At 47.6% G+C, this 15,413-nt stretch carries 11 protein-coding genes and 1 pseudogene; 3 read left to right on the top strand and 9 right to left on the bottom strand.

The genetic code is table 11. From position 1 onward, the window contains the following. Positions 1–1,472: pseudogene (locus BN93_RS00185) on the bottom strand (DUF6029 family protein); the annotation flags it as partial. Between the two features lie 546 nt (positions 1,473–2,018). Next, a complete protein-coding gene (locus tag BN93_RS00180) occupies positions 2,019–2,504 on the bottom strand; it encodes a peroxiredoxin family protein (RefSeq protein ID WP_019186328.1) in 486 nt (161 codons plus the stop codon). Between the two features lie 1,979 nt (positions 2,505–4,483). Between BN93_RS00180 and greA the strand changes: the two genes are divergently transcribed. The 3 genes from greA (at position 4,484) to BN93_RS00160 (ending at position 6,774) form a co-directional block, all read left to right on the top strand. Then, complete coding sequence (gene greA, locus BN93_RS00170) at positions 4,484–4,948, top strand: transcription elongation factor GreA (RefSeq protein WP_019186325.1); 465 nt, start codon at positions 4,484–4,486, stop codon at positions 4,946–4,948. A gap of 55 nt (positions 4,949–5,003) precedes the next feature. Continuing rightward, complete coding sequence (locus BN93_RS00165; RefSeq protein ID WP_019186324.1) at positions 5,004–5,405, top strand: HIT family protein; 402 nt, start codon at positions 5,004–5,006, stop codon at positions 5,403–5,405. Positions 5,406–6,396: 991 nt separating this feature from the next. Beyond that, positions 6,397–6,774 (top strand): fluoride efflux transporter FluC, encoded by a 378-nt coding sequence (locus tag BN93_RS00160; RefSeq protein ID WP_019186323.1) that lies wholly within the window; start codon positions 6,397–6,399, stop codon positions 6,772–6,774. Between the two features lie 373 nt (positions 6,775–7,147). On the opposite strand, the gene BN93_RS00155 is transcribed toward BN93_RS00160, so the two are convergent. The 7 genes from BN93_RS00155 to BN93_RS00125 all read right to left on the bottom strand — a co-directional run. After that, positions 7,148–9,529, bottom strand: coding sequence for a glycoside hydrolase family 2 TIM barrel-domain containing protein (locus BN93_RS00155; protein WP_019186322.1), 2,382 nt, complete (start codon positions 9,527–9,529; stop codon positions 7,148–7,150). Between the two features lie 89 nt (positions 9,530–9,618). Beyond that, entirely contained in the window at positions 9,619–10,461 is an 843-nt protein-coding gene (gene lgt / locus BN93_RS00150; RefSeq protein WP_019186321.1) for a prolipoprotein diacylglyceryl transferase, read from the bottom strand. A 144-nt stretch (positions 10,462–10,605) separates the two neighbouring features. Then, a complete protein-coding gene (ychF, locus tag BN93_RS00145; RefSeq protein ID WP_019186320.1) occupies positions 10,606–11,706 on the bottom strand; it encodes a redox-regulated ATPase YchF in 1,101 nt (366 codons plus the stop codon). Between the two features lie 320 nt (positions 11,707–12,026). Then, complete coding sequence (locus BN93_RS18910) at positions 12,027–12,158, bottom strand: hypothetical protein (protein WP_019186319.1); 132 nt, start codon at positions 12,156–12,158, stop codon at positions 12,027–12,029. A gap of 328 nt (positions 12,159–12,486) precedes the next feature. Further along, positions 12,487–12,945, bottom strand: a complete 459-nt coding sequence (locus tag BN93_RS00140) for a lipocalin-like domain-containing protein (RefSeq protein ID WP_019186318.1) — start codon at positions 12,943–12,945, stop codon at positions 12,487–12,489. A gap of 250 nt (positions 12,946–13,195) precedes the next feature. Further along, on the bottom strand, positions 13,196–13,729 hold the full coding sequence (locus BN93_RS00135) for an RNA methyltransferase (protein WP_044259272.1): 534 nt from the start codon (positions 13,727–13,729) through the stop codon (positions 13,196–13,198). Between the two features lie 1,117 nt (positions 13,730–14,846). Then, positions 14,847–15,413 (bottom strand): MMPL family transporter (locus BN93_RS00125; protein WP_044259271.1); only part of this gene is annotated, 567 nt, incomplete at its 5' end.

Below are 15,413 nucleotides of genomic sequence, written 5' to 3'. Positions count from 1 at the left end.
ATGAACAAACGTAACCAACGCCTGATAATAGTGGATATGCGTAGAGCCAGCGTTGTATTGGTCGCTCACGGTAAACATCCACGAGGGTGCCAACGACAGCTCTGCCAAGCCGAAAAGCCAGTCGCCGTCGCCGTCTTTCGACTGCATGTACTGCGCCTCGGTGCGCAATGTGGTGCGTGGCGATAGCTTCCACTTCACGTCTGCCACAAAGATATTGGCGTTAATCATGCCCCCCTCGCCTTCAACAACCGTTTTGTTGTAGCGTTGGTTCATGTACATCAGCGTGGTTTTCAATGCCGGATTCCATCGTTTCTCCACCAGCACGTTCAAGTCTTGGTAGTAAGTGGCATCTCCCCACGCCCAAAAAGCCGAGCCATAACCGTCTGTTCCCTTCCCGCCATGATGGTTTTTGGCAATGCCATGCACGTGCGAAAAGTTCAACTTCAAAGCCGTGCCATAACGTCCACCAAGTGCCGTGCCTTTTTTAGCTTGTAACCCAACGATGCTTGATAGGCCCATTCGCCCTCAGGTTGCGTGGCATAGGGCCGCAAGGCAGGCAAAGCGTAGGTGTGTTCGAGGGTGAAAGCAGGCAGATGGTTTACATACGACGATATGCCCACCATACTTCGGCGCGAGCGAAAGCCCATGTTTACACTGCGTTTAGCCTGCAACAGCATGCTAAGTCCGTGCTTTGAGTACGACCCCGACAGCATGGCCACATATCCATGACGATAGATATAGCCGTTATCTGCCGTTGGGTCTTGTCCCTTTTGGGCATATTCGGCCAGCACGTTGTAGGCACCATGCTGCCATTGGGCGCGAACATCGTAGGCCAACACGTTGCGTGGAAGGCGCAAACGATGGGTGGCATCGGCCATAATCACCTCGTCGGGTTCGTTTTTATTCACCACCGATGCACCCAACATCAAGTGATGGTCGTGCGCTTTCATGCCTGGCAGCCACTGTTCGATGTGCAATTCCAGGTCTGCGCCGCCCACCCAGCCAGGGTTATGTTCCCAATATCGGCGTTGTTTTCCGGCCAAGGCCTTAACGTAAACGCCGGGTAGCGGGTTAGCCTTCAATCGTCCGCCAAGCAAAGAATTATCTATTCCGAGGCTCCGTTCTTCGTAAGTGCGCAGCACAAAGCCCGACCCGAACTGTTCATAAAACGTTCCGGCCGTTAGTTCCACATGCTGTGTTTGCCACTTTAAGTAATAATACGGCACGCCCCACCCCTTAAAATCGGGTTCGAAACCGGGCAAGGGATATTGCATGTGTTCCAAACGAACACCCGCATCGAAGTTTTTTAGCGAGGCATCCAGCTCCACATAAGTGTTGCTAAGAAAGTCTCCGTTATCCTTTGTTATCCCTGCTTGCTTGTCATTTTCGGGCACAAGCATGTCTGTTTGTATCGAGCCGCGCAGGGTTAATCCCTTTTTCGGCTGGTCTTGTGCCCCAACGGGCAGGGCCATTGCACAATATATGGCAATGGCAAGTGCTGTTCCCCAGGGTTTCCAGTTGGCCCTGTGGCTCTTCGCAACCGCGTTTGGTTCCGAAAATTTCTTCTTTATGCCCAGCATTTGTTGCAGCGGCAGCCCCATCCACTTAGGTTGTCGGGGTTGCAACAGCAGCTGTTTGTTGGGTAAAGGGTTTCTAAACATGTTGTTCAAAAGCATATATTTTGGCGTATGCGTATTAAAAATGGTTGTTCACAATGTTCTTGTTGGTGTATTTGTTCGTTCATAGTGAGCCAATGGACAGGGCTTTTTACGGTGTGGAAATGCGACACCAAGACACTCCCGCACCGCGCGTTTATCCGCTATTGTTGCTAACGTTTGGGCGTAAACACATAGTTCCAAGGTTTCGTTCACCGCGTATTTGTCCGCTATTGCTGTTAGCGGTTGGGCGTAATCACACAGCTCCCAGGCTCCCAACACCGCAGGTGGGTAGCATATTTCGCCCTTGACAGCACCCAACAACACAGTTGGATGCCCAAGAGACTGCATCAAAATCTTTCCTTACAAGCAGTCTTTCACCTTCTGGTACAGTTCTGTTTCTGCCCCATCGGCATATCCATTATGCTTATATACGATGTCTCCCTTACCGTCAAGCAGCAGCGTATAGGGTATCATCTGCACCCCCATAGCGCGTTTCAGTTCTCCGTTAGGGTCGAGCAACACTTGGTAAGTCCACCCGTTTTCGTCTACGAGCGGTTTCACCTTATTGATGTTCTGTGCCTGGTCGATGCTTACGGCCACAATTTTCACGCCCGTTTCCTGTTGCCAGTCGCTATACACCTCGTCGATGGCATTCAATTCGCGGTTACATGGCTTGCACCAAGTTGCGAAAAAGGCAACCACGATGGGCTTTCCGTTGTTGCTGAGCGTGTCTAATCGCACGTCGTTACCCGATACGTCTTTTAGTGTGATGTTCGGCAAACGCGTCTGCGCGCATGCGAACGTGGCCACCATCATGGCGGCAATAAGTAAATAAAGCTTCTTCATGTGGTATTCTGAATAGGTGTACAAAGGTAATGAAAAACAATTAAATTGCAAAAGAAAATTACAAAGATTATTTGTTTCGTGGTTAATAATTGGAGTTTAAGGCTTGTTTTGGGGGTATTTAGCCTAACTGGGCACACACAACTGGGCTCAGCCCAGCCCCTACCAGCCTCACCCCAAGACCCTACCGGCCTCACCCCACCCTCTACCGGCCTCACCCCCAGCCCCTCTCCAAGGGGAGAGGGGAGTGAAATGCTTTGCTTATTGCACGCTTGTTACTGGTTGACTTGTTATCCACCAGCCTCACCCCAATCCCTCTCCAAGGGGAGAGGGGAGTGATATGCGTTGTTTATTGCACGCTTGTTATTTGTCAACTCGTCAACTCCCTAACCACTCGTCCACTTCCCAATCACCTCGTCTTCTTGTTAACTTGGCATCTCGCCAACTACCCCCTTGTCCACTTTTCAGCAATAATTTTAACACGAAAAGTGCCGTTTTTATCCACCAACTGCTCACCTTGCCGCAAAAATTCGATTCTCGCGGAGGTTTATTTTAAGGCAAAAAGGAGCTAGTTGTTCATGCAGACAAAATGAATATTTATTTAAACAAAGCATCATTTACACCACTTTGGGGGATATTTGCCGCTAAATGTGGTGCGTTTTGATGCAAAATGACCTGCGTTTTGATGCAAAATGCAGTGCGTTTTGCTGCTAAATGCAGTGCGTTTTGGTGCTAAACGCAAGTCAAAATGATGCTAAATGCAGTGTTTTTTGCCGCTAGATGTGGGGCGATAAGCATAAAAATGCGTCGTAATTGTATAAATATAATCTATTAGAACCATGAAACACATGCCTAAAAAGGACAAAATAGTGGTTAAAAAGTGGAGTTTTGGGGGTAAAATGCAGGTAATTGGACTTGAAAAAATTGCGAGTTGGCGACCAAATAGAAAGGCAAAGTGGTGCAAAATGCAGGCGGATTTCTTAAAAATGGACTAAAATAGGAACCCACAAAACGGAAAAATGCGGTTAAATGCATGCTTTTTAGCCCCATTTCTCGCTAGAATGAGTGGCAAATAAAACGCATTTCGTAAAACAAAAGAAACGCATTTAACAGAAATGAAACGGCTGAAAAAGATTAAGAGACGGCTCTTTATGCCCAATTTAGAGCGTTATGCGGCTGCTTATTCACACCGAACCAAATCCAAGACCCCAAAAAAATTCCATCTAAACAACCCTGAATGCAGCTTATATGCCATCCGCATTAGAACACTAAGGCCACAAAAATTCCATCTAACCAACCCTAGATGTAGCATATATACCATCCGCATTAGAATGCCAAATCTCCAAAAATTCCATCTAACCAACCCTGTATGTGGCTTATATGGCATCCGCATTGGAATGCCAAGTCCCCAAAAATTCCACCTAACCAACCCTGGATGTGGCATATATACCATCCGCATTAGAACGCTAAGGCCACAAACTTTCCATCTAACCAACCTAGGATGCGGCATATATACCATCCGCATTAGAACGCTAAATCTCCAAGAATTCCACCTAACCAACCCTGGATGTGGCTTATATGGCATCCGCATTAGAACGCCAAGGCCACAAAAATTCCATCCAACCAACCTCTTAGACAGCACCCAAACGAGAGCGGAAGACATGCAGCTTTCTATGCAAACAAACAGCTTGCCAACGGTAAAACGTAACATAAAACACACCGCATTTAAACATTTTTTACACACAAGGCTTGTCCCTTTGCATAAAATTGCCTAACTTTGCAGCATCCATATCCACACAAAGAAATAATGAGACTTTTTCTTTAAGCCATAAATGCAACGTAAAGCGGACCTAAAACGTTGCTTGGCAGGAAGGTGTGTTGAACACGAACATCAATGATTCCGACAACTTGAGGCTGTCGGAATTTGTAGTTATTTGTCATCGGAAAAACTAACACCAACATAATTTAAGGTTAAAAAGAATATGGCTTACATGTCACAAGAAGGCTACGAGAAACTCGTGGCAGAGCTTAGACGGCTCGAATCCATTGAACGCCCCAAGGCATCGGCTGCCATTGCCGAGGCCAGAGATAAGGGCGACTTGAGTGAAAATTCGGAGTACGACGCGGCTAAGGAGGCTCAGGCTCACCTTGAAGACAAGATAAACAAGCTCAAGGTGGCCATCAACGAGGCGAAAATCGTTGATACATCTAGACTTAGCAGTGATGCCGTGCAGATTCTTTCGAAGGTGCAGATGACTAATCTCACAACGAAAACAAAGATGACGTACACCATTGTGAGCGAAAGCGAAGCGAACCTGAAAGAGGGCAAAATAGCTATCACAACGCCCATCGCACAGGGTTTGCTCAACAAAAAAGAGGGCGACGAGGTGGAAATTACCATCCCACGCGGCACCATCAAATTGAGAATAGACAAGATTACGATTTAAAGCTGCTGCATCTGGCAGCCACACAAATGCTCATAACCTAAACGCAACTAACATTATGGATATATTCAGCAAAATCGCAGCAGGCGAAATTCCTAGCTATAAGTGCGCGGAAAACGAACAGTTCTACGCATTCCTCGACATCAACCCGCTGATGGAAGGCCATACTTTGGTTATTCCACGCAGGGAAGTGGACTACATCTTCGATATGGACGACGACGAATTGGCCAGTCTCCAGTTGTTTGCCAAACGCGTTGCACGCGCCGTGAAAACGGCCTGCCCCTGCGTTAAAGTGGCACAGGTGGTGCTGGGCTTGGAGGTTCCACATGCACATATCCATCTGCTACCCCTGAAATCGGAGGCGGACGCCGACTTTAAACGAGAGAAACTGAAACTTACTGCTGAGCAAATGCAAAGCATCGCTGATAAGATATATGCGGCATTCAAGTCGCAACAATAGTATGAGGGGCTAAACCAAAGCCTACTCATCAGCTCGTTTTCGAATTAAGTGAAAAAAGAGTGTCGCGCTTTGCGACACTCTTTTTTTGGTTTACCTGTTCTCAAAATAAAAAAGCCAATAAAAAGCCTCACCCTCTGACAACCTCAATACCCCAAAAGGGGAAGAGAAAGCCTCACCCCCAGCCCCTCTCCAAGAGGAGAGGGGAGTGATATGACTTGCTGTTTTGGGGGGAAAATGGAAACTGGTTTCGCTGTCTTGCTTATCTTTTCTGCTCCTTTATGACAGCTACTAAAAGTGCATATTGTAGCTTTGTTCTTCGTAACAGATAGATTTAAGAGAGTTTCAAGAGGGGTTTTACGGAAATTGATTATATTTTTTGCTTCATTGTATGATGAATTTAAGAAGGTTTCAAGAGGTTTCTATTCCCGTTTTTCACCAAGTTTTCAATGGCAAATGTGGGTATTGAAAACAATAAATGCTTAACTTTGTGAGGGCATAATGAGGTGGGAAACTCGCTAATGAATGTGCTATGCTTGGGAAGGTTTATGCAAGGTTGGTAGAGATTAATGCGTGAGCAGGGCTATGAAAGGCTGCAAACACTTCCAGTTGGTAGTATATTGCCACGCGTTTGAGTACGTGAACAGAGGGCTATGCACGGCTACAAACGCGGTTAACGATGCAAAAGTTTGTAACTAGATGTCTTGCGAATGAATGCGCTATATATAAATAAGGAGACAAAGAAGGTGGCGTTGAATATAATACAGGGGCTTGCGAATAAATGCACCATATATATAATAAGGAGACCAAGAAGGGGGCGTTGAACATAAAAAAGAGCAGTGTTGGTGGGCTGACGAAACTCTGAAGTGCTGGGCTTATCGCATAAGGCATCGGGCTTATTAGGCACAAGTGCATCGCCTGGAAAGGTTTGCAGGATGGTAAAGAAACAAAATAAATAACTGAGAAACTCAGAAAACATTAAACAATAACGCTTATGATACGCAACATTATACTGGTGGCATTGGGCGGCGCAGTGGGTAGCGCACTTCGTTACGCGCTGTCGTGGCTGTGGCCAGCAACACAAAATGGCGGGCTACCCCTCGGCACTTTAGCGGCCAACGTAGTGGGATGCCTTGTTATCGGCTTTGTGGGAACGCTGCTGCAACGATCGTTTGGTGGTGGCGAATGGTTCAGGCTGCTGGTTTGTGTGGGCTTTTGCGGCGGATTGACAACGCTTAGTTCGCTGGTAAACGAAACGTCGGGGATGGCGCAAACCAACCAAACCCTTATGGCAGCAGGCTATTTGGGCGCAAGTGTTGCCCTTGGTTTCGTGGCTCTTCATTGCGGAACGTGGTTGGCAAGCAGGGTTTAGCGGCATGAATGAGGCATAAATCGAAACCAGTCGTTACGGATTTTAAAAGCAAAGTGTTAGGAAAATCTTCCGCTGTTATTTGAAATACGGCTGGCAAGTTAACTCTTTGCGCGCGTTCTGTGTTTCCTTTGGCAAAATGAAAGCGGATTTTTCTAACGAACCGATTGGGGATAAACAACAACGGCAAGCGACTGGTGGATGTTCACCAAGCACTTGCCGTTTTGTTTGTTAGATGGTTAGCCTATCTAAAAGCTGTGGAACAATGGGGCTTAAATAAACCTAGGAACGCTAGGAAAACCAATAAGCACCCACACACCCAATAACACTAACCGATGTGTGTAGCCGTTTGTAAACTGGGCTATACCCTGCCCTCTTAGTTCTGCCAGATGGTAGAGATGTTGCGAGCAGGTGCCTTTACATCCATCTTTACCTTGCCCTTAGCCTTATTGCTTTGCACCGTAACAACCAGCTGGCCATGGAAAAGGCGCATGTGGGGCAAGTGGAACATTTCGAGAGAAGTGGCATCGCCGTTGCAAACAGCCTTGAACGTGGCTGCTCCGCTAACGTCGAACGTTAGTTCGTCGTCGGCATCGGGACACAGATTGCCGTCCTTATCCACCATCGACACCGTGAGATAAAGCAGGTCTTGCCCATCGGCAGCAAGCGAAGACTTATCTGCCTGCACCACCAAATGATGCGGTTGGCCAGCCGTGCGCACCACTTGTTGGGCCGCGGGTTTACCGTTGGCATCGTAAGCAATAACTTTCAGTTCGCCAGGTTGGTACACCACGTTGTTCCAACGTAGGCGGTAGCGGTCTAGTCGCGATGCCTTGTCTTTCTTGATGCGCCCTTGGCTCTGTCCGTTAACAAAGAGTTCGGCCTCAGGATAGCTGGTATAGCAGCACACGGGTGTTTGTTGTCCTTCACGTCCTGGCCACGTCCAATGGGGCAAAAGGTGCAAGGTTGGTTGCTTTTCGTTCCATACTGAGCGGTACAAATAGAACCTATCCTTGGGCAATCCGGCCAAATCTACCGCGCCAAAATAGCTACTTCGCGAGGGCCAATACGAGTAATAAGGAGTGGGTTCGCCCAAATAGTCGATGCCCGTCCATATAAATTGGCCGATGGTAAAGCTGCGATCGTCTTGCGCTATCAGGTCATCGTCGGGCAAATTGCTCCACCCGCAGCATTCCACATCGTACGAAGAGCATTGCCCATCCTTATAAGTAGCCATCTTTTTCTCGTCGACGGGGAACTTATATACCCCACGACTGCTCACCGTTGAGGTGGTTTCGGAGCCGAGGATAAAGCCTTGGCGTTGCTTGGAGATAAGTTCATCGTAAAGGTTTACGCGATAATTAAAGCCCGGAACATCTAGTGCGGCGTAAAATCCACACTCGGTATTGGCCTTAGGATTGTCGCCGCCGCAGGTTACGGGGCGTGTATTGTCTAGCTGATGACAATAGTCGGTCATGTCTTTCGCCCTTTGTGCGCCCTCCTTGTTCCATTGTTCGGGAATTTCGTTACCAATGCTCCACATCACGATAGAGGGGTGGTTGCGATGTCCGCGTATGAGGTTTTCGAGGTCTTTACGCCACCATTGGTCGTAAAACAGGTTGTAGCCGTTTTTCACTTTGGGTTCTTTCCATGCGTCGAAACTCTCGGCCATCACCATCATACCCATCGAGTCGCACACTTGCATTTGCATTTGCGACGGCATGTTGTGGGAGGTACGAATGGCATCCACGCCCATATCCTTCATCAAACGTATCTGACGAATGATGGCTGCCTTGTTAACGGCTGTTCCCAAAGGACCTAAATCGTGGTGCAAACATACGCCCTTAAACTTGCGCGACTGGCCGTTTAGCTGGAAACCATGCTCTTTGCTAACGGCCACAGTGCGTATTCCCACGCGTTGGCGTAGGCGGTCGGCCAGTTTGTTGCCTTTATACAGGTCTATTTCAAGCGTGTAGAGATAGGGTTGTTCGGGGCTCCACGCCTTGGCATTGGCTATGTTTAGCTGTGCAGCGACCGTGCCTTGGGCGTTGGCTGCAGGGTTTTTCTGCGCCACGGCGCGACCATTGGTATCGAGTAACTTAATAGCAACGCGCGTTGCACCCTTTCCTTTGGGCGTTGTGGTCTGCGTTTCCACGTACAGCTGTGCCTTGTCTCCGGCAAGATTTAGCGTTTTAAAAATGGTTGCCCAGGGGTCTATACGGGCATCGCCTGCCGTTATGAGCGTTACAGGACGATAAAGACCAGCCCCCGGATACCAACGGCTGCTCTCTTCTTGATTGTTTAGCTGCACGCGAACTTCGTTCTCACCAGCTTTTACATAGGGCGTAATGTCTAGGCGGAAGGCATTGTAGCCATACATCCAACGACCTGCCTCACGTCCGTTAACATAGACAACGGGTTCGCTCATGGCACCATCGAAATAGAGCGTGGTATGCTTTGTACCCGCGGGGATTTTGAATGTAGTACGATACTCGCCTTTACCTATCCACGGCAAAGCACCCGAACGTCCCGTATGATCTATGGCCTCGGTTTGTCCGTCTTGCTCGATGGCTAGGTGTTGAATGTCCCATTTTCGGTCGAAAGGCCCCGTTATGGCCCAATCGTGCGGCACATCTACCTGCTGCCAATCCTTTCCGTCGCGCGAGAATTGCCACTTGTCGAGGTTTCGTTCCTGTCTGATTTGCGCCTGCGCAACCGTTGCGAGGGCAAGAAAAGCTAAGATAAGCGTTTGTTTCATTGTTGTTTTTGAGGTTTATGGAGTGAGCTACGGCGGTCTTTTCCTTGGCCGTTGCCGTAGTTTTTGGGCATGTTCTGCCCTGTCGTTCATTATTTTGCAGCTTGCCCCTTGCCTTTTCTGCACATGCAATAAATGCCAATGGCGATGAAGGGGAGCGAGAGTATCTGACCCATATTGAGGGGCATTCCGCTTTCGAAGTCTACTTGTATGTCTTTGGTATATTCGATAAAAAATCGGAATGTGAAGATGAGCGTGAGGCAAAGTCCGAAGAAGAAACCCGTACCCACACGCTGCGGATGCTTGCGATAGAGCCAAAGACCCACGAAGAAGAACACGAAATAGGCGATGGCCTCGTACAACTGCCCCGGATGGCGCGGCATCTTATCCACCCTTTCAAAGATAAACGCCCAAGGCACATCGGTTACTTTGCCGATGATTTCCGAGTTCATGAGGTTGCCTAAACGGATAAAGCAGGCCGTTATGGGGGTGGCAATGGCGATATTATCGAGCACTTGCCACAGGTTTAGCCGCGTTCGGCGGTAGTATAGGTAAAGAGCAACAATGAGTCCGATGGTTCCGCCGTGCGATGCCAGCCCTTCGTAGCCCACGAATTTCCATCCTCCAGCGGGCAAAAAGTGGATGGGCACAATCATTTCGATGAAGTGTTGCCAGCTGGTTAGGTAGTATTCGGGCTGGTAGAACAGGCAATGACCTAGTCGCGCGCCCAAAAGTATGCCGAAAAAGCAATAAAGGAAGAGCGGATCGAAGAGCTCGTCTTTTATCTTTTGCTGCTTGTAAAGGCGCTGTACGATGAAGTAGGCCAACACAAGACCAATGAGCCAGCACAAGGAGTACCAGCGAACGGAGAACCCAAAGAGGTGAAAAGCCTCAACATCGGGGTTCCAAAGGATGTAGTTAAGGTGTGATAACATTTGTCTTTATTTAGATTTTAGGCGTGCGCAATGGGGTTTGTGCAACGCGTTCTATGTCATTTTCGCAGGCCATATACGATGATGCGGGGCGAGAGATAGGCGCACATCGGGTATGATTGCAGCCCACTTCGCCCTGCAAGATAACTATACGTTGAACCTAAAATGCATGATGTCGCCATCTTGCACCACGTAGTCTTTACCCTCGATGCCTAACTTTCCGGCTTCGCGCACGGCCGATTCCGACCCATATTCGATGTAATCGTCGTACTTAATAACCTCTGCGCGGATAAATCCCTTTTCAAAGTCGGTGTGAATAACGCCTGCACATTGGGGCGCTTTCCAACCTCGGTGGTAGGTCCAAGCCTTTACTTCCATCTCGCCGGCCGTGATAAAGGTTTGCAAATTGAGCAAGGCGTAGGCCTTTTTGATAAGTCGATTAACGCCACTTTCTTCCAAACCCAGTTCATCAAGGAACATTTGCTTGTCCTCATAGCTTTCTAGCGAGGCGATGTCTTCTTCTGTTTTGCCTGCAATAACCAGCACTTCGGCACCCTCGGCCTTTGCCACTTCTTCCACCTTTCGGCTGTAATCGTTGCCTGTTTTGGCCGCGGCCTCGTCTACATTGCAGACGTACAGCACGGGTTTTGCGGTAAGTAGGAAGAGTTCGTGTGCGGCTTGCTGCTCCTCTTTGCTCTCGAATGTCACGTTGCGGGCGTTCATTCCCTTCTCCAACACCTCCTTATAGGCCGTCAGTACGGCAACATTCAGCTTGGCGTCCTTGTTTCCTGCAGCCGCAGCCTTTTGGTCTTTGGCCAGTCGAGCCTCGATGGTTTCGAGGTCTTTCAGTTGCAATTCGGTGTCGATTATTTCTTTATCGCGTATGGGATCGATGGTTCCGTCTACGTGTGTGATGTTTTCGTCGTCGAAACAACGCAGTACATGTATCACGGCATCGGTTTCGCGGATGTTTCCCAAGAACTTATTTCCCAGTCCTTCGCCTTTTGATGCGCCCTTAACAAGGCCTGCGATGTCTACTATTTCGCACGTTGCAGGCACAATTCGGCCAGGATGAACAATCTCGGCGAGGCGTGTTAGGCGTTCGTCGGGCACGGTGATAACGCCCACATTGGGCTCGATGGTGCAGAAAGGGAAGTTAGCTGCCTGTGCCTTCGCACTTGAAAGGCAATTGAAGAGGGTGGACTTGCCCACGTTGGGCAGCCCTACTATACCACATTTTAATGACATGTCTTGTTGTTTACAATTATATATATAATGTGCAAAGTTAGTGTAGAAATTCGAGAAACACGAATAAAAGTGGTATGGTTTGCGGCAAAGAGTCTATGATAAGTGGCTGATTTTAATATTCGAAAGTGTCTTTTAGCTGCTCTTGCGTAAGGTTGTCCCTGCCTTATGCAGCCTTGTTCTTCATATTCAAAGGTGTTTTAGGGTTGCTCTTGCGTAGGCTTGTCCTTGCTTTATGTAGCCCTGTTCTTCATATTCAAAAGTGTTTTTGGGTTGCTCTTGCGCAGGGTTGTCCTTGCTTTATGCAGCCCCGTTCTTCATATTCAAAGGTGTTTTGGGGTTGCTCTTGCGTAGGCTTGTCCTTGCTTTATGCAGCCCCGTTCTTCATACTCAAAGGTGTTTTGGGGTTGCACTTGCGTAGGGTTGTCCTTGCTTTGTGCGGCCCTGTTCTTCATACTCAAAGTTTTTTTGGGGTTGTTCTCGCGTGGGTTGCTCTTGCTTTATGCAGCCCCATTCTTCATATTCAAAGGTTTTTTGGGGTTGCTCTCGCGTGGGTTGCTCTTGCTTTATGCAGCCCCATTCTTCATATTCAAAGGCGTTTTTAAGCGGCTACAGCGTGGGGTTAGGCCCGCTTTTATGCAGCCCCATCAACGCTTGATGATGCCATTGGTTGCAGATATTCAACGTTTATCATGGCAAACAGGCAGACATCTCGCGATGTCTGCACTGCCAATGTCCGCCGGCATCAGTCGGCGTATCATGCTTTTCTTGTATTTACCCTGGTCAGGGGGTCACTTTAAACCTGGTGTAAGTTGCTATCTCCTCGTTATTCTGCTGTTTAGACAGTTTATTTTCATTAATAGTGAACTTGAAGGCGTCTTTGCGCACAGCCTTTTCTTCTTGCACTTCAACAAATAGTGAGTCGTTCTTAACGGTAAACTTTCCTTCCTCCACTTTTGCCTCTTTATTGTTGAGGTCGTTGGTCTTTAAGTAAGTACCGTCTTCTTTGTAGACTTCGTAAACGGGACCGGGTTTCTCAGGTACTACCTCACCATTCTCTTCGCCAACTTTCTCTGCGATGTTTTGTTTCCAAGTTCCTACGATGGCACTAACTTCTTTCTTTTTCTTAACTGGCACTTCGTCGTCGTCGCTTGAACATGACGAGAAGGTAACTCCCATAAAAAGGATGGCTACTAGGGCTAGAAAGCCCAACAGGGCCTTGTCAAATGTTGTTTTTTTCATGATTGATATGTTTAATAAATACTTTTATCGTTTGCAAAGATACGACATTTTGTGTAACCAAAAAAGAAAAGCGAGGGCTTTTTCTGTTGCTCCTTGTGTTAAAAATCTAGATTAGATATAAAGTGTCTTGCAGATTATTCAGATTGTAACAACTAGTGTTCGGTTTGTAAGAAGAGATTAACAGAAAAGTAAACAAGTGGACGAGTTGACAAGAAGACAAGTGGACGAGTTGACAAGTTAACGCGCCAACTCACTTATTGCCAATCTTCTTAGCAAACTCCCACACCACAATTCCAGCCGCAACCGACACGTTGAGCGAGTGTTTAGTGCCAAACTGGGGTATTTCGAGGCATCCGTCGCAGCGGTCTACCACTGTTTGTTGCACACCTTTCACCTCATTACCCAGCACAACGGCGTAACGTTCGCCCCCCTTGGTTTCTAAGTTTTGTAGCATGGTAGCGTTTGCCACTTGCTCCACGGCAAACACTTTAGTTCCATTGGCGTGCAATTCGTCAACGGCATCGGTGGTTTCGGCGAAGTATTTCCATGTCACACTATCCTCCGCGCCCAAAGCCGTCTTATGGATTTCGGCACTTGGCGGTGTTGCCGTGATGCCACAAAGATAGACGGCCTCAACACGAAAGGCATCGCACGAACGCAACACCGAACCAACATTGTGCAACGAACGTACGTTATCTAACACCACCACTAGCGGCAACTTGCTGGCTGCTTTAAATTCGTCCACCGTCAAGCGGTGCATTTCTATGGTTTTTAATTTACGCAAAGCTCAATATTATTTTTAGTTTGTGAGTTGTTCAGTTTGAGCGTTGAAGTCGCCTTTACTTTTAAGACTTCCATCAATTGAGTGGGACTTATTATCTTTGTGTTGCGAAAAAACAAACCAAGATAAGCACACTTCTCCTGTACAAAGTACCAGACAAAGTTACGATATAATTTGAAATATTGTCCCATTTATCAGCGGCAAAACGTGGTTATGCCATGAAAAGTAACACAAACTAAAAACACTTACCCACCCGTATACCTACCATCTTACAAGCTTACCAACCCACAATCTTACCCACTCATTAACTTACTAACTCACAAACCCATACACTTACCTACCCATATACCTACCATCTAACAAGCTTACTAGCCCACAAACTTACCAACTCAATAACTTATTAACTCACGACCTCATCAACTCACAGCCCCATAATCTTACGATAGATTTTACAAAACACATTATTTTCGTTGCCCCTTCTAGCGAAGTGAGCGGCCATTTTGCATGTATTTTGCCGTGTTTTTCCGTTTTACAGGTTTCCACGTTAGTCTATTTTTAAGAATTTCACCCGCATTTTGCACCATTTAGCCTTTCTATTTGGCCGCCAACTCTCATTTTTTTGCTCCCAATTACCCCGTTTTAGACCCTAAAAACCCACTTTTTAACAGCTATTTTGCCCTTTTTAGGCATGTATTACATGACTAAAACAGCTTATATTTATACAATTGGCGTGGATGTTTATGCTTTTCGCCTCGCGTTTAGCATCAAAACGCACTGCATTTAGCACCATTTTATCTTGCGTTTAGCACCAAAACGCACGGTATTTAGCACCAAAACGCAGTGCGTTTTGCACCAAATTGCAGTGCGTTTTGGTGCTAAATGCACTGTTTTTTGCTGCGAACAGCTCAAAATCTAGTGCAAATGGCGGTTTTATTAAATAAAAATACATTTTGCCGACATTCACATACTACCCCTTTTTGTACCGAAACAAACCTCCGCGAGAATCGATTTTATGCGGCAAGGCGGACGATTGCGAGCAAAAATCGCACTCATCATGTTAAAATCCTTGCTGAAAAGTGGACAAAACAAGGTGCATCTTAGGGATTGAATAAGGCCGCACCTACCTTACCCACCATTTAAACAGCAATGGCGGAACAACATAGGTGAGGGCCACAACCGCGCCCATGCCCACGATGGTTATTGCTCCAAGCGAATGCAAAGCGGGGTGACGAGCCACAACCAACGAGCCCATGCCGATGAACATGATGGCCGCCGAGAGCAAAATGCCCTTGCGATAGGCCGCCAACATGGGGCGGCCGTGGCGTCGTTCGTATATCAATCCTTCGGTAACAAAAATGCTATAATCGTCGCCTTGACCGAAAATAAAGGTGGCCAAGATGATGTTCACCAAGTTGAAACGCATACCTAAAAGGTGCATCGCACCCAAAATCCACAGCCACGACACCACCATAGGCATGAAGGCGATGAGTGCAAGCTTAAACTTGCGGAACGAAAGCCAGAGGAAAGCGAAGACAATAGCACCGCAAACCCAACCGATATAGTTGAAATGCTGCGACAGCGAGTTGGCTATCGTGGCGTTAAGACTGGGCAAGGTGAACGCCCAACGCTCGGCATTAGGCGTGGATGTAAAGGCCGCCGCCACGCTATCGGCCTGCGCCGAAGGCAC

The sequence above is a fragment of the Prevotella conceptionensis 9403948 genome (assembly GCF_000312305.1).
GTDB lineage: Bacteria > Bacteroidota > Bacteroidia > Bacteroidales > Bacteroidaceae > Prevotella > Prevotella conceptionensis.
This window is presented reverse-complemented; position numbering and strand designations above follow the sequence as displayed.